Origin of the sequence: Roseateles sp., assembly GCF_039595295.1 — a bacterium.
Taxonomy (GTDB): domain Bacteria; phylum Pseudomonadota; class Gammaproteobacteria; order Burkholderiales; family Burkholderiaceae_C; genus Roseateles.
The window spans coordinates 18907-42639 of the sequence record NZ_JBCNLU010000033.1 but is presented as its reverse complement, the minus strand read 5'-3'; the positions used below and the strand labels follow the sequence as shown (position 1 = coordinate 42639).

At 69.4% G+C, this 23733-nt stretch carries 20 protein-coding genes; 9 read left to right on the top strand and 11 right to left on the bottom strand.

From position 1 onward, the window contains the following. Positions 1–78 precede the first annotated feature (78 nt). From ABDW59_RS19545 to ABDW59_RS19530, 4 genes are read left to right on the top strand one after another with little or no spacing between them, the layout of a single operon-like run. Complete coding sequence (locus ABDW59_RS19545; RefSeq protein ID WP_343632204.1) at positions 79–1677, top strand: ABC transporter substrate-binding protein; 1599 nt, start codon at positions 79–81, stop codon at positions 1675–1677. Positions 1678–1679: 2 nt separating this feature from the next. Then, positions 1680–2579: a LysR substrate-binding domain-containing protein gene (locus tag ABDW59_RS19540; protein ID WP_343632203.1), complete on the top strand. Its 900-nt coding sequence runs from the start codon at positions 1680–1682 to the stop codon at positions 2577–2579. Between the two features lie 54 nt (positions 2580–2633). Further along, positions 2634–3299: a M15 family metallopeptidase gene (locus tag ABDW59_RS19535; protein ID WP_343632202.1), complete on the top strand. Its 666-nt coding sequence runs from the start codon at positions 2634–2636 to the stop codon at positions 3297–3299. Positions 3300–3316: 17 nt separating this feature from the next. Then, positions 3317–4399: an LD-carboxypeptidase gene (locus tag ABDW59_RS19530; RefSeq protein ID WP_343632199.1), complete on the top strand. Its 1083-nt coding sequence runs from the start codon at positions 3317–3319 to the stop codon at positions 4397–4399. 251 nt (positions 4400–4650) lie between these two features. Here ABDW59_RS19530 and dacB read toward each other — a convergent pair whose 3' ends face one another. Then, the gene (gene dacB, locus ABDW59_RS19525; protein WP_343632197.1) at positions 4651–6087 is read right to left on the bottom strand and encodes a D-alanyl-D-alanine carboxypeptidase/D-alanyl-D-alanine-endopeptidase; all 1437 of its coding nucleotides are present in this window, start codon (positions 6085–6087) and stop codon (positions 4651–4653) included. After that, positions 6084–7031: an ornithine cyclodeaminase family protein gene (locus ABDW59_RS19520; RefSeq protein WP_343632194.1), complete on the bottom strand. Its 948-nt coding sequence runs from the start codon at positions 7029–7031 to the stop codon at positions 6084–6086. The genes dacB and ABDW59_RS19520 overlap by 4 nt, the downstream gene beginning before the upstream one ends. Before the next feature lie 228 nt (positions 7032–7259). On the opposite strand from ABDW59_RS19520, the gene ABDW59_RS19515 reads away from it, so the two are divergent. Next, positions 7260–10070, top strand: coding sequence for a TonB-dependent receptor (locus ABDW59_RS19515; RefSeq protein ID WP_343632192.1), 2811 nt, complete (start codon positions 7260–7262; stop codon positions 10068–10070). A gap of 106 nt (positions 10071–10176) precedes the next feature. Here the strand turns inward: ABDW59_RS19515 and ABDW59_RS19510 are convergent, their stop codons facing one another. From ABDW59_RS19510 to ABDW59_RS19490, 5 genes are all read right to left on the bottom strand, one after another. Continuing rightward, on the bottom strand, positions 10177–11085 hold the full coding sequence (locus ABDW59_RS19510; protein WP_343632190.1) for an LD-carboxypeptidase: 909 nt from the start codon (positions 11083–11085) through the stop codon (positions 10177–10179). A 53-nt stretch (positions 11086–11138) separates the two neighbouring features. Further along, entirely contained in the window at positions 11139–12485 is a 1347-nt protein-coding gene (locus ABDW59_RS19505) for a hypothetical protein (RefSeq protein ID WP_343632188.1), read from the bottom strand. Positions 12486–12506: 21 nt separating this feature from the next. After that, complete coding sequence (locus tag ABDW59_RS19500; RefSeq protein ID WP_343632186.1) at positions 12507–13919, bottom strand: D-amino acid dehydrogenase; 1413 nt, start codon at positions 13917–13919, stop codon at positions 12507–12509. Position 13920: 1 nt separating this feature from the next. Beyond that, a complete protein-coding gene (locus ABDW59_RS19495) occupies positions 13921–15114 on the bottom strand; it encodes an amino acid aminotransferase (protein WP_343632183.1) in 1194 nt (397 codons plus the stop codon). A gap of 188 nt (positions 15115–15302) precedes the next feature. Continuing rightward, positions 15303–16640 carry a glutamate carboxypeptidase gene (locus tag ABDW59_RS19490; protein WP_343632181.1) on the bottom strand — a complete coding sequence of 446 codons (1338 nt, stop codon included), beginning with the start codon at positions 16638–16640 and terminating at the stop codon, positions 15303–15305. 147 nt (positions 16641–16787) lie between these two features. On the opposite strand from ABDW59_RS19490, the gene ABDW59_RS19485 reads away from it, so the two are divergent. Together ABDW59_RS19485 and ABDW59_RS19480 are read left to right on the top strand one after the other, a co-directional pair. Continuing rightward, positions 16788–17105, top strand: coding sequence for a putative quinol monooxygenase (locus tag ABDW59_RS19485; protein ID WP_343632179.1), 318 nt, complete (start codon positions 16788–16790; stop codon positions 17103–17105). 61 nt (positions 17106–17166) lie between these two features. After that, positions 17167–17748, top strand: coding sequence for a BON domain-containing protein (locus ABDW59_RS19480; RefSeq protein ID WP_343632177.1), 582 nt, complete (start codon positions 17167–17169; stop codon positions 17746–17748). A 4-nt stretch (positions 17749–17752) separates the two neighbouring features. Here the strand turns inward: ABDW59_RS19480 and ABDW59_RS19475 are convergent, their stop codons facing one another. After that, on the bottom strand, positions 17753–18922 hold the full coding sequence (locus tag ABDW59_RS19475; protein ID WP_343632175.1) for a DUF2332 domain-containing protein: 1170 nt from the start codon (positions 18920–18922) through the stop codon (positions 17753–17755). A 98-nt stretch (positions 18923–19020) separates the two neighbouring features. On the opposite strand from ABDW59_RS19475, the gene ABDW59_RS19470 reads away from it, so the two are divergent. Next, positions 19021–19716, top strand: coding sequence for a Crp/Fnr family transcriptional regulator (locus ABDW59_RS19470; RefSeq protein ID WP_343632173.1), 696 nt, complete (start codon positions 19021–19023; stop codon positions 19714–19716). A gap of 22 nt (positions 19717–19738) precedes the next feature. On the opposite strand, the gene ABDW59_RS19465 is transcribed toward ABDW59_RS19470, so the two are convergent. Next, positions 19739–20242: a glutathione peroxidase gene (locus ABDW59_RS19465; protein ID WP_343632171.1), complete on the bottom strand. Its 504-nt coding sequence runs from the start codon at positions 20240–20242 to the stop codon at positions 19739–19741. Between the two features lie 114 nt (positions 20243–20356). Then, positions 20357–21217 carry a DMT family transporter gene (locus ABDW59_RS19460; RefSeq protein WP_343632169.1) on the bottom strand — a complete coding sequence of 287 codons (861 nt, stop codon included), beginning with the start codon at positions 21215–21217 and terminating at the stop codon, positions 20357–20359. Positions 21218–21449: 232 nt separating this feature from the next. Between ABDW59_RS19460 and ABDW59_RS19455 the strand changes: the two genes are divergently transcribed. After that, positions 21450–22391 (top strand): hypothetical protein, encoded by a 942-nt coding sequence (locus tag ABDW59_RS19455; protein WP_343632167.1) that lies wholly within the window; start codon positions 21450–21452, stop codon positions 22389–22391. A gap of 64 nt (positions 22392–22455) precedes the next feature. On the opposite strand, the gene lplT is transcribed toward ABDW59_RS19455, so the two are convergent. After that, positions 22456–23733, bottom strand: a complete 1278-nt coding sequence (lplT, locus tag ABDW59_RS19450) for a lysophospholipid transporter LplT (protein WP_343632165.1) — start codon at positions 23731–23733, stop codon at positions 22456–22458.

Below are 23733 nucleotides of genomic sequence, written 5' to 3'. Positions count from 1 at the left end.
TGTTATGGTCCAACCCGCCCATTTCAGTTGTGACCGTGGAGCCCGCGTTTCGACAATGCGCTGGCTTGCTCTCCCCCGATGCGCCCTGCACTTCACCACTCCCTGGCCGCGCTGCTGGCCATCGCGTTCTCGACCGCCTTTGCCGCCGGCCCCGCCGCGCCGAAGCCGCTGGTCTATTGCACCGATGCCAGCCCCGAGGGCTTCGATCCAGGGTTATGGGATTCGGCCAGCACCAACAACGTCAACAACCAGATGTTCCAGGGGCTGGTGCGTTTCGAGCGCGGCGGCACCGCGCTGCAACCCGCGCTCGCCACCAGTTGGACCATCAGCCCCGATGCGCGCGAGTTCCGCTTCACGCTGCGCCAGGGCGTGCGCTTCCACACCCGGCCCTGGTTCACGCCGACGCGCGACTTCAACGCCGATGACGTGCTCTTCACCTTCGGCCGCTTCCTGGATCGCGACGCCCCGTTCAACAAGGCATTCCCGGCCAACTTCATTTATCCGCAGAACCTCGGCCTGGCCAAGGCCATCGCGAAGATGGAAAAGCTGGACGACCACACCGTCCGCTTCACGCTGAACCAGCCCAACGTGACGTTCGTGACCTGGTTCGCGATGGCCTTCGCCGGCATCCAGTCGGCGGAGTACGGCGCCCAGCTGCTGCGCGAGGGCAAGGCCGCGCAGATCAACCGCCTGCCCATCGGGACCGGCCCCTTCCGCTTCCGCAGCTACGCGAAGGACGACGTGGTCCGCATGGAAGCCAACCCCGATTACTGGGGCGAGCCGCAGAAGACCCGGAAGCTGATCTTCAGCATCAGCCGCGAGGCCCCGGTCCGCGTGCAGAAGCTGCTCGCGGGCGAATGCCAGATCACCTCGCCGCTGCGCGACATCGACGTCGCCGCGATCGACCGCCATCCGGATCGCATCAAGCTGGACAAGATCCAGGCGCTCAACATCTCGTATCTCTCGTACAACCTGCGCAAGCCGCCGACCGACAACCGGCTGGTGCGCGAGGCGCTGGACATCGCGATCGACCGCGACGCGATCTTCCGCGCGCTGTTCCCGCGCGGCGACGCGATGCAGGCGGTGAACCCCTTCCCGCCCGCGATCCCCGGCTACAACAAGGCCATCAAGAACGAGTTCAACCCCGAGCGCGCGAAGACCTTGCTCGCCAAGGCCGGCTATCCGAACGGCCTGGACATCGACCTCTGGGCGCTGCCCGTGACGCGGCCGACCAATCCGAACGGCCAGCTGATGGCGCAGCTGATCCAGCAGGACTGGGCCCGCATCGGCGTGCGCGCGCAGATCCGCACCTATGAATGGGGCGAGTACCTGAAGCGCGCCAACGCCGGCGAGCATTCGGTCTACATGAGCGGCTGGGCGGGCGAGAGCGGCGATGCCGACGACTTCCTGACGCCCAACCTCAGCTGCGCGACCAACAAGTCCGGCGTGAAGTTCTGCAATCAGGAGTTCGAGCGCCTCATCGACGCGGCGCGCGCCACGCCCGATCAGGCCAAGCGCAACGCGCTCTACGAAAAGGCGCAGGAGATCTTCAAGCGCGAACGTCCGTGGATCACGATGGCACACTCGACGGTCTACATCCCCACCAGCAAGGACCTGCGCGGCTTCCGCATGCAGCCCAACGGCGGGGTGGTCTTCGAGAACGTCTACCGTGAGTGACCATGCGTCTTCGTCACATTGAGGTCTTCCACGCGATCATGCAGGCCGGCACGATCAGCGGCGCGGCGCAGTTGCTGCACATCTCGCAGCCGGCCGTGACGAAGGTGCTCCAGCACTGCGAGCTGCAGCTCGGGATGCCGCTGTTCGATCGCGTGCGCGGCAAGCTCTATCCGACCCCGGAGGCGCAGCGGCTCTTCGTCGAGATCGACAAGCTCAACCGCGATCTGGTCGCGATCCGTCGCCTGGCCGCCAATCTGCGCAGCGGCGAGTCCGAATCGCTGCGCCTGATGGCGACGCCGACCTTGGGCGCCTCGGTGATCCCGGCGGCGATGACGCACTGGGCGCAGGCATTCCCGCGCAGCCGCTGCCAGCTCAGCACCAACCACACCCGCGAGATCGTCTCCGCGCTGCTGCTCGGCGAAGCCGATCTGGCGCTGTCGCTGCACGACCCGCGCCATCCCGGCATCAAGGCCGAGGCGCTGGCCACCGGCACCATGATGGCGCTGTGCCCGCTGCACAGCCCGGAGGCGCAGGGCAGCGGTCCGCTCCCGCTGGAGGAGATCCAGTCCGAGCTGATCGCCATGGCCGAGGACGACCCCATCGGCCACATGCTGCACAACGCCAGCGAGGCCGAGGGCCGTCATCTGGACAGCCGCATCACGGTACAGACCTATCAGCTCGCCCGCGCGCTGGTGGAAGCCGGCGTCGGCATGACCGTGGTCGATCCCTTCACCGCCGCGTCGGCGGACCGCAGCCGCGTCAAGGTGCGGCCGCTGGCGCCGGCGATGAGCATCCAGCTCTACCTGCTGACGTCGGCCAGCGCCCCGCTCGCGCAAGCGGCGCGGCGACTGGTGAACTACCTGCGCGACGCCGCGCGGGCCAACCTCGAGAGCCTGGTCTGACGCCCACGGCGTCGCGGCGTTCTCGCTTGTTTCTCGCTTCATCGCTTGCCTGCCATGACCTCGCCGGACGCCGCCGCCCCTCGCCCCCTGGACTCCTCGGCCAATGGATCACCCGCGCCCATCCCCTGCGAGGAGATCGCCGCGCATCCCGAGTTCCGCGCGCTGCTGAGCATCCCTGGCATCGCGGTGGATCTGCGCTATGCGACGCCGGACAACTTCGTCGGCCGCGCGGTCTATGGCGGCCTCGACTGCGCCTATCTGCGGCGCGAGTCGGCCGATGCGGTCGAGCAGGCCGCCGCCTGGCTGGCGCGCCACTGCCCCGGCGTGACGCTGGTGGTGCTGGACGCGCTGCGGCCGCAGCGGGTGCAGGAGGCGCTGTGGGCGGAGCTCGAGGGCACGCCGCTGACCAAGTACCTGGCCCATCCGGCCCGGCGCTCCATCCATTCCTTCGGCATGGCGGTCGACGCGACCCTGCTCGATGCCGACGGGCGCGAGCTCGACATGGGCACCGGCTTCGACGAGATGACGCCGGCCTCGCATCCCGAGTTCGAGGCTGAACAATTGGCTGCCGGCGGCCTGACCGCCGAGCAGCTCAAGCACCGCGGCTGGCTGCGCGCGGCGATGCGCCAGGCCGGCTTCCAGACCATCAGCACCGAGTGGTGGCATTTCGATTTCGGCGACCGCGAGCAGGTCCGCCGCACGCTGCCGCTGGTGCTGTGATTCCTCCCGGAGACTCCATGACCGCTTCCCGTCGCTTGATCCTCACCGGTGCCGCCACGGCAGCCGCCGGCGCGCTCACCGCCGCGCTGCCCGTGCAGGCGCAGACCGCCGCGCCGACGCGCAACACCCGTCCGGGCGCAGCCCCGGAGCCGCTGCGCGCGCGTCGCCTGAAGGCCGGCGACACCCTCGGCCTGGTCAGCCCGGCCAACGCCACCTATGAGCGCGAGCCGCTGGAGATCGCCATCGAGTCGCTGCAGTCGCTGGGCTTCAAGGTCAAGCTGGGCCAACATGTGCGAGGTCGCTACGGCCAGTTCGGCGGCACCGACGTGCAACGCGCGGCCGACATCAACGACTTCTTCGCCGACGACGAGGTGGCCGGGATCATCGCGCTGACGGGCGGATCGGGCTGCAACCGCATCGTCGACAAGCTGAACTACGCGCTGATCCGTCGCAAGCCCAAGTTCTTCGGCGGCTTCTCGGACCTGACCAGCCTGGTCAACGCGATCCAGAAGCAGACGGGGCTGATCACCTTCCATTGCCCGGTGGCGGGCTCGGACTGGAACGACTTCTCGCTGCAGCACTTCAAGGCGGTGGTGATGGACGCGCAGCCGGACCTGTTGCAGAACCCCGCGTTCACCGGCGCGCCCGGCGTCGTGCAGCGGGAGGACCGCATCAGCACGCTGCGGCCGGGGCTGGCCCGCGGGCCGCTGGTGGGCGGGAACCTGGCGGTGCTGAGCTCGCTGGCGGGCTCGGCCTACTTCCCGGACACGCGGGGGGCGATCCTGTTCCTCGAAGAGATCAACGAGTACATCTATCGCGTCGACCGCATGCTGTCGACGCTGCGGCTGTGCGGCGCGCTCGATCAGCTGGCGGGCGTGGTGCTGGGCAAGTTCACCAAGTGCGAGCCGGGTGAGGGGAACTTCGGGACGCTGACGCTGGATGAAGTGTTCGACGACTACTTCCTGCCGCTGAACGTGCCGGTGTATCGCGGCGCGATGATCGGCCACATCCGGCGCAAGTTCACCGTGCCGGTGGGACAGGCGGCGGAGATGGATGCGGGCGCGGGGACGATCAGGTTGTTGTCGGCGGCGGTGGGTTGAAGACCCTCTCCCCTGCCCTCTCCCGCAAGCGGGAGAGGGAGTAAGACAGGCTCTGGGGTGCGACGGCCCTCACCCCAACCCCTCTCCCGCAAGCGGGCGAGGGGCCAACGCAGCCACTATCACTGATAGCGGGCGAGGGGCCAACGTAGCCACTCTCACTGAAGCGGGCGAGGGGAAAGAGAGCCCCTCTCCCATGAAGTGGGAGAGGGGTTGGGGTGAGGGCCGTGTGAGTCAGCGAGCCCCAAGCCCCCTCACTGCCGCGCGATCCAATCGATCAACGCATCCACGGCCGGCCTCGCCTTCATCGCGTTGTCGTCATTGACCAGCGCGACCACGATCCAGGTCTTGCCCTGGGAGTCCGGCACGAACCCCGCCAGCGCCACCGCATCGCGCAGCGTCCCGGTCTTCATCCGCGCCCGCCCTTCCGCGGCCGTGCCCTTCATCCGCCGGCTCAGCGTGCCATCCACACCTGCCACCGGCAGCGTGGCCAGCAGTTCCGGCCCATGCGCGCCGCGATGCGATGCCAGCAGCACCGCCGCCAGCTGCGACGCGGTCACGCGCTCGATCCGCGTCAGCCCCGACCCGTTGTCCAGCACCAGCCCGGTCGCATCGATCTGATGCTCCGCGAACCAGGCCCGCACCACGCGTCCCGCCGCCGCCTGCGAGTCCTCGCCCGGCTGCGCCGCCGAGGCCCCGATGCGTTTGAAGATCAGCCGCGCCAGCGCGTTGTCCGAGGACTTCATCACCGGCCGCAGCAGCTCCGCCAGCGGCCGATCCCGATGCTGCGCCAGGACGCGCGCGCCGTCCGGCGAGGTGCCTTCACGGATCTCCCCCGACAGCGTTCCCCCCAGCGAGGCCCACAGCTGCCGCAGCGCCTGCCCCGCCAGCCACTGCCGGTCCAGCACGTTCAGCGATTGCGTGATCTGGCAGCCGCGCGGGAACTCGCCCTGCAGCGCCAGGCGACCGGAGCCATCCGCCAGCGTGTCGAATCGCGGCGGCTTCCAGCCGTCCTCCCAATCCTTGCAAGCCCGGTCGACCAGCGTCATCGCCGAGCCGTCGACGGTCAACCCGCCGAACTGCGGGAAAGGCCGCGCCGAGACCGCGCTCGCATCCGCCGCGATATCGAACTGCAGCAAATCGCCGTTGAGCTGCAGCGCATCGGGGATGACGTTGTAGGGGAACTCGGGCTGCGAATCGAAGGCGGGCACGCCCAGCTCCGGACGCGAGGGCTGGAACAGCGTGCGATCGATGACGACGCCCCCCGCCAGCTCGCGCAGGCCGTGACGCTCGCGCAGCTCGCGCAGCATCAGCCAGAGCGCGGGCCAATCGAGGTCCGCGTCGCCGTTGCCCTTGAGCACCAGCGGCGTGTCCAGACGTCCGTCGCGGATCTCGCCGGACGCGAGCAGCTGCGTGCTGCCGCGGCTGTTGGGCCCGAGCTTGTCCAGCGCCACCACCGCGGTGATCGCCTTCATCGTCGACGCGGGCTGCATCAGCTGATCGGCGTTCAAGCGCAGACCGGTGGACGGTGCATCGATCGGGAAGGCCACAAGGCCGATCGAGGACAGCGGCACGCCCGAGGGCTTGAGCGCCTCGGCCATCGGTCCCGGCGGCTCGCGCCCGATGCTGGCGCAGCCGCTCAGCGCGGCCATCGCGGTCAGCGTCAGTGCGACCAGCAGGCGGCGGCTCATGCCTGCGCTCCGCTCGCGCTCGCGTCCGCTTGCTCGCCGCGCCAGACCAGCGCCGCCAGCGCCACATCCTCCAGGCCGATGCCGACGCTCTTGTAGACGACGATGTCGCTCGCGGACGGGCGATGCTCGGCGACCAAGAGCTCGCCCAGTTCCTTGAGCCGCTCCGCCGCGATCACGCCGGGCGCGGCGCGCACCAGCTCGCCGGCCTCGGCTTGCGCGGCGGTCTTCCATTCCACGACCACCGCGGCGGCGCGCGCCAGCAGCGTGTCGTCGAGTTCACGGGCGATCGGCTTGCTCGATCCGACCGCGCACACCAGGGTGCCCGGTCGCACGAGGGCGCCGTCGAAGAGAGGCTCGGTGGAGCGGGTGCAGGTGGCGATCACCTCGGCGTCAGTGGCGACTCGGGCCGCCTCGACGGCCTCGACCGGCACACCGAATTCCGTGGACCAGCGCGCTGCAATCGCGGCGGCATCGGTGCGGGCGCACAGCATCACGCGCTCGAAGCGGCGCACCGAGAGCAGCGCTTCCACATGCGCCCGCGCCTGCACGCCGGAGCCGAACACGCCCAGCACCTTGACGTCCGGCCGCGACAGCGCGTCCACCGCCAGCGCGGTGGTGAGCGAGGTGCGCACGCGCGTGAGCTCGTTGGCCTCGACGGTCGCCAACGGCAGACCGGTCGCGGTGTCGAAGAGATTCACGATGAACTGGAACTTGCCGCTCAGCGTCGCGTAGACCTTGGTGCCGAGCAGATCCGGCAGCACGGCGCCCATGGCACTGACCATCGGCGCGCCCGGCGCCTGCGCGAGCGCGGCCCGGCTGCGCGCCAGCACCGCGGCCTGACCCCGCGCGAAGTGGAGGAAGGACTCGCGCAGCGCCGCGAGCTGGGCCGGCCGCCGGGCCGGGGTCAGGTGGGCTTGCACCTGGGCTTCGGAGATCAATCGCATGGGTGGAAATGTATATTCGCGCCCCCGCTACATTCCCGCAGGTTATACGCGCGAGACAAGCATTCATCGTGGCTCACGCAACAAATGGGTGACGGCCCTATGACGGGGAATTCGAGTCGTGCTTGATCATCGTTAACAGCTCGCAACAGAGTGGCCGCAATGACGGCCACGCCCCCGTCGTTGGCGGCGTGACTGCGGCGCCTCGGATCGTTTAACAAGGAGAAGGTCGTGAAATTGAATCAACTCGCCCGCTGTCTCGTCGTCGTGGGCCTGGGCGCCCATGCGGCGGCCTGGTCGCAGGAGGTCCAGAAGATCGAGCGGGTGGAGATCACCGGCTCGAGCATCAAGCGCCTGAAGGACGAAGGCGCGCTGCCGGTGCAGGTCATCACCGCGCAGGAACTCGCGCGCAAGGGCATCACCAACGCCGAGGACATGCTGCGTCAACTGGGCGCCAACGGCACCGGCGCGGACAACGCGACCTCCAACAACAACGTCTTCGGCGCCGACACCGACCGCCTGACGGGCGGCACGGCCAACGCCAACCTGCGCGGCCTGGGCCCGGGCAGCACGCTGGTGCTGCTGAACGGCCGCCGCGTCTCGACCTCCGGCATGAGCGGCGGCGCGGTCGACCTGAACAGCATTCCGATGGCCGCGATCCAGCGCGTCGAAATCCTGAAGGATGGCGCCTCGGCCATCTACGGCACGGACGCCGTGGGCGGCGTCATCAACTTCATCCTGAAGAAGGATTACCAGGGCGCGGCGGTCGGCGTCGACTACTCGACCCCGTTCGAGAAGGGTGGCGGCACGCAGCGCAAGGCCTCGATCACGGCCGGCCACGGCTCCGTCGAGCGCGACGGCTACAACGTGATGTTCAGCCTGAGCCTGACCGACAACGAGATCCTGCGCGGCCGTGACCGCGACTGGGCCACCGGCTTCCAGCCGGATCGCGGCCTGTCGCCGAACTCCTCGTCCAGCCCGTTCGCCAACATCATCACCGGCACCGGTACGGCGCTGGGTTCCGGCTCGACCGTGGGCACCGGCGACCCGATCAACTACACCCGCATCAACCTGCTGAGCCTGCAGGGCAAGTGCGGCGACGTCGAAGCGGGCACGCAGTTCCAGCCGGGCCTGTGGACGCCGGCCAACGCGTCGGCGGCCAGCAAGGCCTCGACCTACGCCGGCGGCCGCTACCTGTGCAACACCGACTACGGCTCGCAGTACATGCTGGCCGCGCCGAAGAAGGCCGAGAACCTGGTCGCCCGCAGCACCTTCAAGGTCGGCGACAACGCCGAGGCCTTCCTGGAGCTGACGGCCTCGCGCAACCGCGTCAAGGCGGAGCTGACCCCCGGCCAGTTCAGCACCTCGGCGGCGACGAACACGCTTTATCCGGTCAACGGCCCGTACTACCTGAACCTGAAGAATTACGGCGTCAACAACTTCGATCCGACCAAGCCCATCGCCTACCGCTGGCGCATGCAGGACTTCGGCAATCGCGTGATCGAGAACGTCGATGAGAACTCGCGCCTGCTGGCCGGCATCGAAGGCGACTGGGGCGATTACAGCTACAAGCTGGGCGCCTCGATCGCCGGTGCCAAGGGCTACTCCAACCTGATCGACGGCTATGCGTACACCAAGCCGCTGGTCGACGCGCTGAGCAAGGGCCTGATCAATCCGTGGGTGCTCCCGGGCCAGACTCAGACGCCGGAAGCGCAGGCGCTGATCGAATCGATGAAGGCGCGCGGTCGTCTGCAAGGCGGCGAGACCACGCTGCAGCAGGTGGACGGCTCCATCAGCGGCGACCTGTTCAAGCTGCCGGCCGGCACGGTGCAGTTCGCCACCGGCTTCGACCTGCGTCGCGAGAGCTACGAGTTCGCGCCCCAGGCCGACGGCGGCTTCAACTGCGTGTCCGGTCTGTCGACCGGCGCGACGGACGTGCTGCTGTGCCCGGGCAACTCGGCGGTGCCGAAGGTGTCGCGCAACATCGGCGCGATCTACGGCGAGCTGGCGGTGCCGGTGTTCAAGGGTCTGGACCTGCAACTGGCCGTGCGTCATGACCAGTACAGCAAGATCGGCGGCACGACCAATCCGAAGATCGGCTTCCGCTATCAGCCGACGCAGGTCGTGATGTTCCGCGGCTCCTACAACACCGGTTTCAAGGCCCCGAGCTTCCAGCAGCTGAGCCCCAACACCGCGCCGCGCGATTACACGGGCACCTGGAGCGATCCGGTGCGTTGCCCGGTGGATCCGACGCAGTGCTCGATCGTGGGTCTGGACTACACGGACAGCGGCAATCCCAACCTGAAGCCGGAGAAGTCCAAGCAGGGCACCTTCGGTATCGTGGTGTCGCCGATGCCCAGCCTGACGGCCTCGGCCGACTGGTGGCGCGTGGACCTGGATCAGCGCATCCGCAAGCTGACCATCACGGACGTGCTGAACAACTATCAGCTGTTCCCGGACCGCATCGTGCGTGACGCCAACGGCAACGCCACGATCGTGCAAGCCGGCTGGATCAATGCGGCGGACAGCTCGACCAGCGGCATCGACTGGAACCTGAGCTACGTGTTCAAGCATTCGACCGGCCAATGGCTGGCGAACATCAACGGCACGCACATGCTGACGGCCAAGGATCGCGCGCTGTACGGTCTGCCGATCGTGGACCAGGTGGGCAAGTTCAACACCCGGACCTTGTATCTGCGCGACAAGATCAACGCGGACCTGACCTGGTCGCGTGACGACTGGAGCGCGACGCTGAGCACGGTCTACAAGTCGGGTTACGAGGACCAGGACATGACGCTCAAGGGCGTGATGCCGGCCGGTGCGAACACGCGCGTGGCGAGCTACACGACCTTCAACCTGTTCACGACCTACACGGGCTTCAAGAACACGTCGATCACCGTGGGCATCCGCAACCTGCTGGACAAGAACCCGCCGTTCACGCACCACGACGTGGACGACGTGGCCGGTGCCGGCTGGGATCCGCGCGTCGCCGACCCGTTCGGCCGCACGCTGGCCGTCTCGGTCAAGTACGACTTCAAGTGATGGGCTGAGGAGCGCGGGGCCGGGAGGCCTGCGCTCGAATCACAGACGCCAAGAAGAACGCCCGCCGGGAAACCGGCGGGCGTTTTGCATGGCGCCTACAAAAGCCTCAGACCCTGAGCGTCCGCTCCACCGGATCCAGGGTCACCGCGATGCCGATGGGCAGCGGCAGATTCGGCGAGGTGTGCCCGCTGGGCCAGCCGGCGAGCACCGGAATCCCCAGGTCGCCGAAGTAGTTCTCCAGCACCGCGTCCGGCGACTCGCCGTCGGTGAAGCTGCCCAGCAGCACGCCGGCCAGTTCGTCGAAAGCCCCCGCCAGACGCAGCTGGCACAGCAGGCGGTCGACCTGGTACGGATCCTCGGCCACGTCCTCCAGGAACAGCACCGCGCCCGACAGGTCCGGCATGAAGGGCGTGCCCATCAACGCCACCAGCACCGAGAGATTGCCGCCCGACAGCAGGCCCCGTACCGCCGAGCGACCGCGATTCAGCGGATGCGGCGCGAGCGCCGGCCCCAGCTCGTCGCCCACGCGCAGGCCCGAGCGCAAGCGCTTGGCCAAGGTCTCCGCATCGGCCCAGCCGCCCTCGCCCTTGTGCCAGTCGGATGCCGGCATCGGCGCATGCCAGCCGGACAGGCCCAGCTGCTGCCGCAGCGCGAGCAGCGCCGTCAGGTCGCTGTAGCCGATCAGCGGCTTCGGGAAGCGACGCAGCACCGCGCGATCGATGCGATCGAGCAGGCGCGTGCAGCCATAGCCGCCGCGCAATCCGATCACCGCGTCGACCGTCGGATCGGCGAGCGCCTCGTGCAGATCGGCCAGACGCCGCTCGTCCGACGCGGCCAGATAGTCAAGAAAGGTCGGACCCGCGCAACCGGGAAACACCTTCGCGCGAAAGCCCAGCCGCTCGATCATCGGCACGACCAGTTCCAGCGTGCCCTCGCGCGGCGGGCTCGCGGGCGCGATGACACCCAGGCAGGCGTTCTCAGGCAGGGGAGGCAACAGGAATTCAGCGTCAGCCATGGTTCATGAGCGGCGATCGCGCGCCGCCTCCAGGAAGTCGGGAAAGTGAGGGATCAGGTCTCGAGCCACGACGCCAGACGCGCATCGATCGCGGCGCCCAAGGCCGGGATGCGCCAGGTCGTCGCGCATCGGGAGTCCGGTGCGTAGCGCGCGCCGAGGTTGCTCAGCAGCGCGATCGCATAGTGCCGGCGGCGCGGCGCGATGCCGCTGACGATGCCGGCGTTGGAGGCGTAGTTTTCCGTGTTGCCCGTCTTGTGGGCAAACCACACCTCGCCGCCGACAGCGAAGCGGCGCAGGTCGCCGGGATAGTCACGTTCGCCCGCATGAAGTGCGCCGTCGCGACGCAGCCACTTGCCCGGCAAGCGCGCCGGCAGTCCCGGCACCCAGCCCGGTACGCCGCCCAGCGCATCGCTCGACAGGACCTCGTGCAGCGCCTGGTCCTCCAGCGCGCGCAGCATCTGATTGCGGCTTTCAGGCGAGAGCCGCGGCGCATCGGCCGGCAGCCACGGCGCCGACGGCGCCATCGGATCCAGCCACCACAGCAGGCGCACCGTGTCCCAGGCCGTCATCTGCAGCTGACCCACGCCCGAACCCGCGCCGTTGCCCCAGCCACCGTCGGCCGTCGTGTTGGCGAATCGCAGCGTCGTCAGACCCAGCGACGCGAACAGCGTGTGCAACTCGTTATGAACTTCGCGTCCGCCGTCGCGGCCGATCTCCCGGCGGATCGCGCCTGCGGCATGCATCAGCGTGACCAGCGCGGAGGTTGCCTCGTTGCTGCTCCAGGTGACCATGTCGTAGGCCCAGTCGGTGACCAGACGCTCGCGGCCGCGATAGCTCAGCGGCTGCCACCAGCTCGCGCGGCCCTGATCGACCAGTCGGCCCAATCCGGCCAGCAGCATCAGCTTGAGCAGCGAGGCCGGATAGGGCGCGACCATGCGCGGACCGGCGTCCCCGGCCAGCGGCGTCCAGCGCATCGCGGACCAGTCGGAATCCGGCGCCCAGGCGACGGAGTTGCCCGCGGCGTCGCGCGTGTCCGCCAGGAAGCGGACATTGCCGACAGGCCCGGCGTTGTCGGGGATCGCGGCGATCAGGCCTTCGGGATGCTCGCGCGAAAACAGCACGTTGGCCCACACCGGCGCGCCGTGTTCGGGATACGCGGCGACGGCCAGATCCAGGCTCGGGAAGTGCCGCATCGGCTTGCCGCCGTCCTGCGCATCCAGCGTCGCACCGAAATCCTGCGCAAGCACCGCCTCACGCAGCGCGCGGGCCAGCGAGTCATGGGTCAGCGTGGTCTTGGGCGAACGCGCCGGATCGGCGGAGGTCGCCGTCGCCATCGCCGTCGCGGGCTCGGATGCCGATGCGACCGTGCTGATCGGCGTCGGAGCGTCGGGAGCGTTCATCGGACCGTCCCCTGCCGCGCGTCAGGCCGCGCGCAGTTGCAGGCCGTCCAGCGAGATCGGGCTGGGCTTGCCGGACACCAGGTCCGCAACGATGCGGGCCGAGCCGAAGGAGAAGGTGAAGCCGAGCGCGCCATGGCCCACATTCAGCCACAGCCCGCGCAGCGGCGTCTCGCCGAGCATGGGCGCGCCGCTGGGCGTCGCCGGACGCAGACCGGCCCAGGGCACGGCCTTGTCGTAATCGGCCGCCTTGGGGAAGGTCTCGCGCACATTGCGCTGCAGCGCGGCCAGACGCTGAGGATCGATGTGCGTGTCCTCGCCCACCAGATCCACCATGGCCGCCACGCGCAGCTGGTCGCCGATGCGGGCGTAGAGCGTCTTGCGCTCGAAGTCGGTGACGCTGACCGTCGGCGGACGATGCACGCCGTTGATCGGCGCGGACAGGCTGTAGCCCTTGAGCGGATACAGCGGCAAGCGCAGGCCGACCAGCGCCGCCAGCGCGGCGCTTTGCAGCCCGGCGGCGAGCACGATGCCGTCGGCGCTCAGGTCGCCTTGGTCGGTGCGCAGCGCCACGACGCGATCGCCTTCGACGACGAAACCGGTCGCGTTGGCCTGCAGGCGGCCCTGGAAGTTGGGATGCGACTTCAGGCGCTCGCCCAGCTGCACGCTCAGCGCGTGACAGTCGGCGACGGCCTCGCCGGCGGTGAAGATGCCGCCCGCCAGCCATGCGCCGCCGCCGTCGCCCAATGAGGGCTCGATGGCCAGGCACTCGTCGCGGGTCAGGGCCCGCTCGGGACCGCCCTGCGTACGCGCGGCCACGCGGGCGAATTCATCCGGCTTGCGATAGACGACCAGCTTGCCCGGCGAGCGCAGCGCGATCGCGTCCAGCGCGGTCTGTCGCATCAACTCGCCGAAGCATTGTTGGCTGAAGGCGCCGAGCTCGAGCAGACGCTCGGTCGTGCGGCGATTCACCGGACCGCGGCAATGGGCGAGGAAGGACGCGAGCCAGCGCCATTGGGCCAGCGTGCCGTCGGGCTTGAAGCGCAGCGGGCCGCCCGGATCGAGCAGCCATCCCAGGGCCTTCAGAGGGACGCCCGCGTCGGCCAGCGGCGACACGTAGCGATAGCTCAACTGGCCGCCATTGGCGCGGCTGGCGCCGCTGGCGAGTTCCGGCGCCCGCTCCACGAGCGTCACCCGGTGGCCCGCCTCCACGAGGGCCCAGGCGGTGGTGACGCCCACCACACCGCCGCCGATCACGACAAGCTGCTTCATCCGGACAAGATCATTCTTTGAATGGTCCGGCAGAGTAAGGATTCGGCGCCCCGTCAGCCAATGAAAGCGGTGTCGGAGGTCATAACCTTGTCGAATGCGCGCAAGGGGAGTGCCTGCGCGGGAAAGCGCGGGGGAGAGGCTCTTCCGGCTCCCCCGCCGCCCCAAATCAAGCCAGCACAGCCGCCATCGCGTTCGCGGTAGCTTCGACGTTACGCGTGTTCAGGCCCGCGATGCACATACGTCCAGAGCGCAGGATGTACACGCCGAACTCCTCACGCAGACGATCCACCTGCTCCGGCGTCAGCCCCGTGTAGCTGAACATCCCGCGCTGCGTCAGGAAGTAGTCGAAGTTGCGACCCGGCACCTTGGCCGAGACCACCTCGAACAGCGCATTGCGCATGGCCAGGATGCGCTCGCGCATCTCCTCGACCTCCCCCTCCCACAGCGCGCGCAGCTGCGCGTCGCCCAGCACCTTGGCCACGACCTGCGCGCCGTGCATCGGCGGGTTGGAGTAGTTGCGGCGAATCGTGAACTTGAGCTGGCCCAGCACGTTGGCGGCCTGCGTCGCATCCGGGCACACCACCGACAGCGCGCCGCAGCGCTCGCCGTACAAACTCATGTTCTTGGAGAAGCTGTTCGCGACGAAGAAGCTCAGGCCCGAGGCCGTCAGCGCGCGGATCGCGAAGGTGTCCTGCTCCAGCCCGTCGCCGTAGCCCTGGTAGGCCAGGTCCAGGAACGGAATCAGCTCGCGCTCCTTCAGCACCGGGATCAGCGCGTCCCACTGCGACTGCGACAGGTCCACGCCCGTCGGGTTGTGGCAGCACGCGTGCAGCAGCACCACGCTGCGGGCCGGCGCTTCCGACAGCGCCTGCAGCATCGCGTCGAAGCGCAGGCCGCCGGTCTTGGCGTCGTAATACGGATAGGTGCGGCACTCCAGGCCGGAGCCCTCGAAGACGGCGCGGTGGTTGTCCCAGGTCGGGTCGCTCAGGTACAGCGCGCTGTCGGGGAAGTAGCGCTTGATGAAGTCCGCGCCCACCTTCAGGCCGCCGGACGAGCCCACGCCCTGGATCGTGGCGACGCGCTTGCTCTTGAGCGCCTCGCTGTCGGCACCGAACAGCAGCTTCTGCACTTCGGTGCGGAAGGCCGGGGCGCCTTCCATCGGCAGGTAGGGGCGGGCGCCGGCGGCTTCGACCACGGCCAGCTCGGCCCGGCGGACCGAGTCCAGCATCGGGATGCGGCCGTCGTCATCGAAATAGATGCCGATGGAGAGATTGATCTTCTGCGCGCGCGGATCCTTCTGGAACGCCTCGTTCAGGCTGAGGATGGGATCGCCCGCGTAGGCGTCGACGTGCTGGAACATGTGGGGACTCCAAGGCTCGGAACCATTCCGAAGCGACGGCGTCCATTATCCCCAGCACGCCGCCGCCGCACCGGAACAGCCGGGCGAAAGCGCCACCGGTACAGGGCCGGCGCGATGCCGGCTCGGCATCGGCCGCCATCCCGCGCGCATGAGCCCGGGGTCGGCGGCGGCTCAGGCCGCGCCGAGGATCACAGCGCCTTGCCGCTGCCGATCGCCATCACCAGGCGGGTCGCCAGCAGCAGCTTGGGCGCGATCCCATCCAGCACGACGTACTCGCTGTCGCTGCTGTGCGCGCCGAAGCCGCGCACGCCCATGCCCTCGATCACCGGCGCCTGGGTGGCCAGCGCCGCATAGGCCGCGTCGGTGCCGCCGCCGGTGGGCCGGTCGCGCACGACCAGCTCCAGCTTCTGTTCCTCGGCCAGCGCCTTGACCTTGGCGCCCAGCGCGCGCGAGGCCTCGCTCGCCTGCAGCGGCGGGCGGCCGCGGCGGAAGGCCAGCGTCACTTCGGACTCGGGCAGCAGCTTGGTCTGGATGCGCTTGCGCAGCTCGGCTTCCATGCCGTCGAAGTCGGCCATGCGATCGGCGCGAGCGTCGCCCTGCGCCACGGCCTCGGCCGGAATCGCGTTGCGGACCGAGCCCGCCTTGGCCAGCGTCCAGTGCAGCTGCTTGCCGTTCTTCGGGTCGGACAGATCGCGCAGCTGCATGATCTGGAAGGACATCTCGTCCAGCGCATTGACGCCGCGCTCCGGCGCCGCGCCCGCATGCGAGGACCGGCCCTTGACCTTCAGATCGACCGAGGCGATCCCGCTGGTGGCCAGCCGCAGCGCGTCCGCGCCGTTGGGACCGCCGCCGCCCTCGAAGGACAGCACCGCGTCATGCTCGCCGCCCAGCTTGGTGATCGTGGCGTGCGCGCCGGGGGAGCCGATCTCCTCGTCGCCGTTGATCAGCACGGTGATCTGGCCGTAATCGCTGAAGCCGGTCGACTTCAGCAGCGCCAGCAGATGAATGATGGTCGCCACGCCCTGCTTGTCGTCGGCGATGCCCAGCCCGTAGACGCGGTTGCCCTCGATGCGGAAGGGCTGCTGCTGCAGCCCGCCGCGCTGGTAGACGGTGTCCATGTGCGCGATCAGCAGGACCTTCTTCCCATTGGCCGCCGATCCCTTGAAGCTCGCCTTGACCATTTGCCCCACCGGCGCCGGTCCGTCGCCCGCATCCGAGGAGGGCGCCGCGATGGTCTTGTGCGGATCGATCAGCTCGACCTGCCCGCCCAGCTCGCGCAAGCGCTGCGCGATCACGCCGGCGATCTTGTCCAGGCCCGCGCGGTCGGAGCTGCCGGACTCGATCTCCACCAGCTGCTGCAGCGTCTTGAGCAGCGCGGGCTGCTCGCGGGCGGCCAGGGCCTGGAGCTCCGGCAGCGTCTGGGACTGCGCGTGAGCGCCGGTGACGCCGATCACGGACAGGGCGGCCAGCGCCGTGGACGCCAAGGCCAGCGCCGCGCGGCGCAGCGGGGGACGGGAAGCACGCATCGGAAAGCTCTCCTGATCGAAGCAAGCGCCGATCCTATCCAGGCCCCGGTTCTCGCGTCCTGTTTGAAAGTGTTTTGCGTGCGAAGGTCTGTCGGGGCGGACCCTGACTCCCTAGGATGGCCCGCTACGCATTCACCAGGATTTCAGATGACGCCGCCCTCCCCCACTTCGCCCCGCCCGCTCACGATGATCGCGGTGATCGTCTCGGCCCCGGGCCAACGCGAGCGCCTGCGCGACGCGCTCTCCGGCCTGCTGAGCCCGACCCGGCTGGAACCCGGCTGCCGCGACTATCGGCTGTTCGAGCTGATCGACGAGCCCGGCACCTTCCAGATGCACGAGACCTTCGACGACGAGGCCGCGTTGGAAGCCCATCGCGCGACCCCGCATTTCCGCGCCTTCGAGGCGCTGGCGCCGGAGCTGCTCGGCGCGCCGCTGCGGCTGGTCAAGCTGTCGGCGGTGGGCTGAGACCCCGCCGCCGTCACGGACACGCTGGTGGGCGGCGGCCGGTTGCGGCAGGCTCGCGCTCATGCGATGGCCGCCCGCTCCCGCCGCTCATGTCCCTGCCGCCGTTGGCCGTACCGCGGCGGCCTTGATCGTCTTCGGACTGATGGCGGGGCCGGCCCAGGCCGATGACCTCCGCCGCAATGCCTTCGACGACCCCTTCCTCCAGTTGACCTCGGCGATCCCGCTGTCGGTGTGCCCGGCACCGCCGGGACCGCTGCTCACCGAGGCCGAAGCCAAGGCCCAGGCGCACGGCCGCATCGAGCGCGGCACCAGCTGCTTCCAGAGCGGCCGCTGCCGGCTGCCCAACTCGTATCTCTACGACAAGGAAATCATTCCGCGCGTGCGCCAGGCCGTCGCCGCGGATGGCCGCTTCGACGCGACGACCAGCGTCTGGGCGCTGGGTCAACGGCGCTGGGTCTGGCTGCAAGGCTGCGTGCGCTCCGCCGACGAGGCGGCGGCGCTCGAGGCGCTGGTCCGGCAGATCGACGACGTCGAGGCGGTGATCAATGAGCTCCAGGTCCTGCCCGGCCAGGTCGGCGCGTCCAGGGCCGCCCCCTCTGCGGAACCTCGGCCGCCGGCGGCCTCATCGCCATCCACGCGCTGAAGGCTCAGGCCGCCCGCGCCGGATCCAGCCATTCGACCCATCGCCCATGCGCGTGCGACCAGGCCAGGGGCTCGGTTCGCACCGTCCCTGACCGATCGCGCCATTGCAGCGTCCACAGGGTGGTGCTGGCGGGCGACTCCCCCTTCGGTGCCGGCGGCAAGTCCGGCAGCGGCGCGAGCTTGCCGACCTCGCCGCTGATCCAGGCCAGCCCGCGCTCCCGCACCAGGCGGCCGACGCGCTCGACATGCGCGCGCAACGCCTGCGGCTCGAAGTAGGCCAACACCCAGACGTTGCCGATCACCGGTGTCACGCCCTCGGGCAAGGTGGCGATCCAGCGCTCGAGCTCGCTCAGGCCATCCTCCGTGCGCAGCAGCGACACCGGATGCCGACGCGCGTCGGCGAGCGCCCGATCGAGCCGCTCGCGGCGGGCCGCGTCGCCCGGCCACAGGCAAGCGCGCAGCCATCGCGTGGCGATTTCATCGTCGGGCTGGACCGGCTGCAGGTCGACGCCCATGCGGTGCTCCGCCCGCCAAGCCGGATCGCCGAGCAAGGCGGTCGGTCGCTCCCCGCGCCATTGCGTGCGGATGAGCGGCGCGTCCGGTGTCGCGCCGGGCACGGTCTCGACGCCGTCGTCATAGGCGTAGCGGTCCACGCCCAGGTTCAGGCCCGCGCTGCAGCCGAAATCGAAAAGCGCGAATTCGACCGGAGCCTCCGCGCTGCCCCCGAGCCGGTGGGCCAAGGCCTGCAAGGCCGGGCGCAGCACGGCGCAACGACCGGTCTCGTTGGTCTGTGTGGTGCGCGAGCGGGTCAACGCGCGCAGCGCGGCGTCCTCGCGGCGCATGAAGTCCCTGAGCAAGGCCGGCAAGTCGGCGTCGGGCGCGCGATGACCGCCTGCGTGGGCTCGGCTGGCGTAGTAGGCCGCGAGCGGATGCGGCTCGCCCGCGAGGATGCGATCGTGCAGGGCCGCCAAGAGCAGCACCGGCAGATGCTGCGTCGTCGGCGCCTCCAGCAGCGGCGCCATCAGCTCCGCATCACCGCCGATGATCTCCGCCAAGGCGGCGTAGAGCGGATCGTCCTGGCCGTCGAGCGCCGCGAAGCGGCCGAAGCGGTCAGCGATGCGTCCGAGGGCGTCGGAGGTGGCGTCGTCGCGGGCGCCGTTGTGAGCGTCTTGCATGGGAGCGACTCTAGGACCCCGACGAGCGCCAGAATGTCGGATATCCGACAAAGCCAGATCCCGCGCAGGGGCGCCTCGCCCCGGCAGGATCGACCACGATGCCGCGCCCCACGCCGACGCCGACCTCCACACCGCCCCCGATCACCGCCCTCGACGCGCTGCTCGCCAACTTCCCGGAGCTCACACCCCCGGCGACCCTCACCGGCCGGCTCGACGCGCTGCTGCCTTGCCGCGCGCTGCGCGCGGGCCGGGTGCTCTTCGCCCAGGGCCAGTCCCTGGCCGCCTTCTACATGGTCGCCGGGGGAGAAATCGAATCCCGCTTCGCCGCGCTGGACGGCCGCATGTCGGTGCTGGAGCACGTGCGCGCGCCGCGGCTCTTCGGCCTGGCGGCCTTCGTCACCGGCAAACCGGCGCGCTACGAGGCCGCCGCCGTGGTGGACAGCCGGGTGTGGGTCATCGGCGCGTCGGCCTATCGAGTGCTGATGGACGACTGGCCGGGTTTCGCGCGGGCGCTGATGCGGGAATTCGCCGATCGCTTCGAGAGCAACCTGAGGCTGCTGGAAGCCGCCCGGCATCTGAGCGCGCCGGATCGCTTCGCCGTCGCCCTGCGGCAACTGGCCAGCGAGCGTGCTGGTCCGGTCGATGCCGACGGCTGGCGCGAGCTGAAGGCGACGCAGGCGGAACTGGCGCAGCTCGCCCACCTGTCGCGGCAGACGGTGAATCAGCTGCTGCGCGCCGCCCAGGACGAGGGCCGACTGCGCTTGCGCTACGGCCGGATCGCGCTCCAAGGCTGAGGCGGCGGCCGGCCATGCGGGCTCACTCGGCCAGCGCGGCTTCGATGTCGTCGCGCAGCGAGGCGGGCGCGTCGTTGGGGGCATAGCGCTTGAGCACCTGACCGTCGCGGCCCACCAGGAACTTGGTGAAGTTCCACTTGATCGCCTGCGTGCCCAGGATCCCGGGCTTCTCGCCCTTGAGCCATTGCCACAGCGGGTGCGCTTCCCCGCCGTTGACCTTGATCTTGCCCATCATCGGGAAGCTCACGCCGTAGTTGAGCTGGCAGAACGAGGCGATCTCGTCATTGCTGCCCGGATCCTGGCCGCCGAACTCATTGCTGGGGAAGCCCACGATCACCAGGCCGCGGGCCTGAAAGTCGCGCCACAAGTCCTCCAGTCCCTTGAACTGCGGCGTGAAGCCGCATTCGCTGGCGGTGTTGACGATGAGCAGCACGCGGCCGCGGTATTGCGACAGCGACACCGGCTCGCCGGCGATCGTGACGGCCTCGAAGTCGAATGCCGTCTTGCCGTTGTTGTTGGCGCTCATAAGAACCTCCTCTGAACGGACCGTGATGGGCCGTGGCGCATCCTAGCGCGGCACGGCGTCGATCGCCTGTCCCCTCCGGAGCGTCCGAGGCGTCCGTGGGACGCCCGGCGCTCCTCAGGCGCGGCGGTGTTCCAGGGCGGCCAGCAGCGCGGCGGCCAGGATCGCCCCGCCGCCCAGCGCGGTCTTTCCGTCCAGCGTGCCGCCGCCCAGCAGCAGCGCCGAGCCCGCCGCCACCGGCACCTCGGTCAGCATGACCACGGCGGTGAGGTTGGCCGGCAGCCGCGCCGCCCCGTATTGCAACGACAGGTTGGAGATGAAGAACAGCAGCGCCATGCCCGCCAGCGGCAGCAGCCAGACCGCGCCCGGTAGCCAGGGCCAGGGCGCCAGGCCCACGCCGGCCATGCTCGCCGCGGACACGCCCGCCACCAGCACCCCGCCGGTGAACATCGCCAGCGCCCGGGCGCCGGGGCTGCGGGCGGACTCGCGCCGCAGCATCACGTTGTTGAGCGCGAAGGTCATGCCGCCGATCAGGCCCAGCGCGTCGGGCAGCGAGGACGGGACCGGCCAGCCGCCGCCGGCCGGCGCCAGCACCGCCATCGCGCCGCCCAGCGCCAGCGCGATGCGCAGCCCGGCCATGGCGGTCAGCGGCTCCTTGAGGATCAGCCGGGCCAGCAGCACCGCCCACAGCGGCATCAGATAGAAGAGCAGCACCACCCGCACCACATCGCCGGTGGCCACGCCCCAGTTGAACGCGGTGTTGGTCACGCCCGCGGCCAGGGTCACCAGCCAGAGCCCGGGCGAGCGCCACCACTCGGCCATCGCCCCGCGCTGCGTCGCCATCACCACGACCCAGGACAGCAGGTACATGATCACCGTGGTCCACAGCGGGTGCATCCCGGCGGACTCGAACTGGCGGAACGGCCACCACGACAGGCCCCAGATCGTGGCGTTGAGCATCAGGGCGAGGATGGGCATGCGGGTCGGGGCGGCGTCGGAACGGCGTCGGGGAAAGGGAATCTGGAAACAGAAGGAAAAGCAGGGGACAGGCGCGGGGGACAGGCCTCGCGCGGGGTCGCCAAGAGTGCCGAGGGTTTGTAGCATGGCGCAAGGCCTGACCCTGCCCTCCAATCGGGGCGCCGTGCGCCTGTCATGCATGCGGCTTACCCTGCCGCGTGTGTCCAGTCCTTGTTTATAGGGAGAGCTTCTCTTGGATCACCTGGCCTGTTTCGCCCCCGAGGATTTGCAGTCCGCCGCAAGGCCCGATCTGCAGAGCTATCACTGGCGCCTGCTGGCGCAGGGGGATTCCTGGTTCTCCACCGCCCAGGCCAAGCTCAGCGCGCATGCCAACCTGCTGCAGGAGCTGGTACTGTCCAAGCCCACGGTGGCCATCAACTGCGCCGGTCAGCGCGAAAGCCTGTCCAAGGTCGTGGAGCTGGAATCCGCGCCCGACTTCGTCCAGCTGCTGACCGCCGCAGACGCCCCGGTCTGGGACGGCGTGCTGCTTTCGGTGGGCGGCAACGACCTGATCAAGGCGGCCCAGACCCCGACGGTGCTGGACGGCCAGGACGTGCCGCTGCACCTGCGGCTGCTGCGCCGCCAGACCGAATGGGGCGCGCCGTCGGACGGCGTGGGCCGCTATTTCTCCGAGCCCGGCTGGAACACCTACGCCGAGTACCTGAAAGCGAATCTGCGCCACCTGCTGACGCTGCGCGATCAGGGCCCGTCGGCGGGCAAGCCGGTCTTCATGCACTGCTACGCGGTGCCGATGCCGCGCCCGGCGGGTGCCGAGGACGCCGGTCACGGCCCCTGGCTGTATCCGGCGCTCAAGGCCTATGCGATCCCGGCGGCCGACTGGGCGGCCGTCAGCCGGCTGATGGTGATGCACCTGGCCAAGCTGTTGAAGGCGCTGATGGCGGACAAGGAGCAGTTCCCGGGACTGTTCGTGTTCGACTCGACCGCGGTCCCGCTGGCCTCGGCCACGCCCGGCGCCAGCGGCATCAGCGGCGACTGGCACAACGAGATCCACCTCAACCACAGCGGCTGCCTGAAGATCGGCCGCGCCTGGTCGGAGCACATCGATCAGGTGCTCAGCACGGGCGGATTGATCGTGGATACGCCGCCCACCGGGAAGGGTCGGGCGCGGCGCTGAGGATCCTGCGCCCATGAAGAACGGCCCCTGAAATCAGGGGCCGTCGTCGTCGGGGAGCGCGAGATCAGTGCTTGTCGCTGCGCGCGATGGCCAGCAGGCGTTCCAGCTCTTCCGAGTGCTCGCGCAGGTTGTGCTTGTGCCAGCGTCCGATGACCCACATGATCGACGCCACCAGCAGGCCCATGATCGTGATCGAGCCGAACGCCGAGGTGCCGAATCGCGTCAGCATCGTGTACAGCGCGCCCAGGCCCAGGATGCAGGCCTGCTCGTTGAAGTTCTGTACGGCGATGGAGCGGCCGGCGCCCATCAGGTTGTGCCCGCGGTGCTGCAGCAGCGCGTTCATCGGCACCACCAGGTAACCGCCGATGCCGCCCAGGATCACCAGGAACGGGATCGCGACCCAGAGCTGGTTGATGAAGTTCAGCACCAGCATCAGCAGGCCCATGCCGATGCCCAGCGGGATGACGTTGGCGGCCTTGTCCAGCTTCACCGCCACCGAGGCGACCACCGCGCCCACCGCCGTCCCGATCGCCACCACGCCCGCCAGCGCCGAGGCCTGGGTCGTTCCGTAGCCCAGCGCGGCCGCCGCCCAGGCGAAGACGATGTAGCGCATGTTGCCCGACACGCCCCAGAACAGCGTCGTCATGCCCAGCGAGATCTGGCCCAGCTTGTCCTGCCACAGACGCGAGTTGCAGGAGGCGAATTCGCGCACCAGGTCGGTCGGGCTGTGGGAGATGGGCTGCAGCGGCGAGTCCGTGCGGGGAATGCGCAGGTTGAAGAGCGCCGCGATGAAGTACAGCACCACCATGAAGGCGATGGCCGCCTGCGGGGCGGTGTCGATGCCGGTGTCGATCAGCGGGACGTCGAAGCTCAGCAGGAAGGACGAGGCGCGGTCGCCCAGCAGCTGCCCGCCGAAGACGGCGCCCAGGATGATGGAGGCGATGGTCAGGCCCTCGATCCAGCCGTTGGCCTTGACCAGCTGCGACGGGGGCAGGAGCTCGGTGAGGATGCCGTACTTGGCGGGCGAGTAGGCCGCCGCGCCCAGGCCCACGATCGCGTAGGCGATCAGCGGATGCACCCCCAGCAGCATGCTCAGACAGCCCAACACCTTGATGGTGTTGGAGATGAACATGACCTTCCCTTTGGGGACCGCGTCGGCGAAGGCGCCGACGAAGGGCGCGAGCACGACGTAGAAGAGCGCGAACATCGGCACCAGGGCGGCACGCTGCCATTCCGGCGCGCCGCTGGTGCGGAGCAACTCCACGGCGGCGACGAACAGCGCGTTATCAGCCAGCGAGCTGAAGAACTGCGCTGACATGATGGTGTAGAAGCCTTTTTTCAT

Coding starts and splice junctions, on each gene's coding strand:
- ABDW59_RS19535 (WP_343632202.1), top strand. CDS start 2,634: ATGACCTCGCCGGACGCCGCCGCCCCTCGCCCCCTGGACTCCTCGGCC.
- ABDW59_RS19495 (WP_343632183.1), bottom strand. CDS start 15,114: ATGTTCCAGCACGTCGACGCCTACGCGGGCGATCCCATCCTCAGCCTG.
- ABDW59_RS19475 (WP_343632175.1), bottom strand. CDS start 18,922: ATGCAAGACGCTCACAACGGCGCCCGCGACGACGCCACCTCCGACGCC.
- ABDW59_RS19510 (WP_343632190.1), bottom strand. CDS start 11,085: ATGGCTGACGCTGAATTCCTGTTGCCTCCCCTGCCTGAGAACGCCTGC.
- ABDW59_RS19520 (WP_343632194.1), bottom strand. CDS start 7,031: ATGCGATTGATCTCCGAAGCCCAGGTGCAAGCCCACCTGACCCCGGCC.
- ABDW59_RS19545 (WP_343632204.1), top strand. CDS start 79: ATGCGCCCTGCACTTCACCACTCCCTGGCCGCGCTGCTGGCCATCGCG.
- ABDW59_RS19530 (WP_343632199.1), top strand. CDS start 3,317: ATGACCGCTTCCCGTCGCTTGATCCTCACCGGTGCCGCCACGGCAGCC.
- ABDW59_RS19465 (WP_343632171.1), bottom strand. CDS start 20,242: ATGAGCGCCAACAACAACGGCAAGACGGCATTCGACTTCGAGGCCGTC.
- dacB (WP_343632197.1), bottom strand. CDS start 6,087: ATGAGCCGCCGCCTGCTGGTCGCACTGACGCTGACCGCGATGGCCGCG.
- ABDW59_RS19470 (WP_343632173.1), top strand. CDS start 19,021: ATGCCGCGCCCCACGCCGACGCCGACCTCCACACCGCCCCCGATCACC.
- ABDW59_RS19460 (WP_343632169.1), bottom strand. CDS start 21,217: ATGCCCATCCTCGCCCTGATGCTCAACGCCACGATCTGGGGCCTGTCG.
- ABDW59_RS19480 (WP_343632177.1), top strand. CDS start 17,167: ATGCGATGGCCGCCCGCTCCCGCCGCTCATGTCCCTGCCGCCGTTGGC.
- ABDW59_RS19485 (WP_343632179.1), top strand. CDS start 16,788: ATGACGCCGCCCTCCCCCACTTCGCCCCGCCCGCTCACGATGATCGCG.
- ABDW59_RS19505 (WP_343632188.1), bottom strand. CDS start 12,485: ATGAACGCTCCCGACGCTCCGACGCCGATCAGCACGGTCGCATCGGCA.
- ABDW59_RS19490 (WP_343632181.1), bottom strand. CDS start 16,640: ATGCGTGCTTCCCGTCCCCCGCTGCGCCGCGCGGCGCTGGCCTTGGCG.
- ABDW59_RS19540 (WP_343632203.1), top strand. CDS start 1,680: ATGCGTCTTCGTCACATTGAGGTCTTCCACGCGATCATGCAGGCCGGC.
- lplT (WP_343632165.1), bottom strand. CDS start 23,733: ATGAAAAAAGGCTTCTACACCATCATGTCAGCGCAGTTCTTCAGCTCG.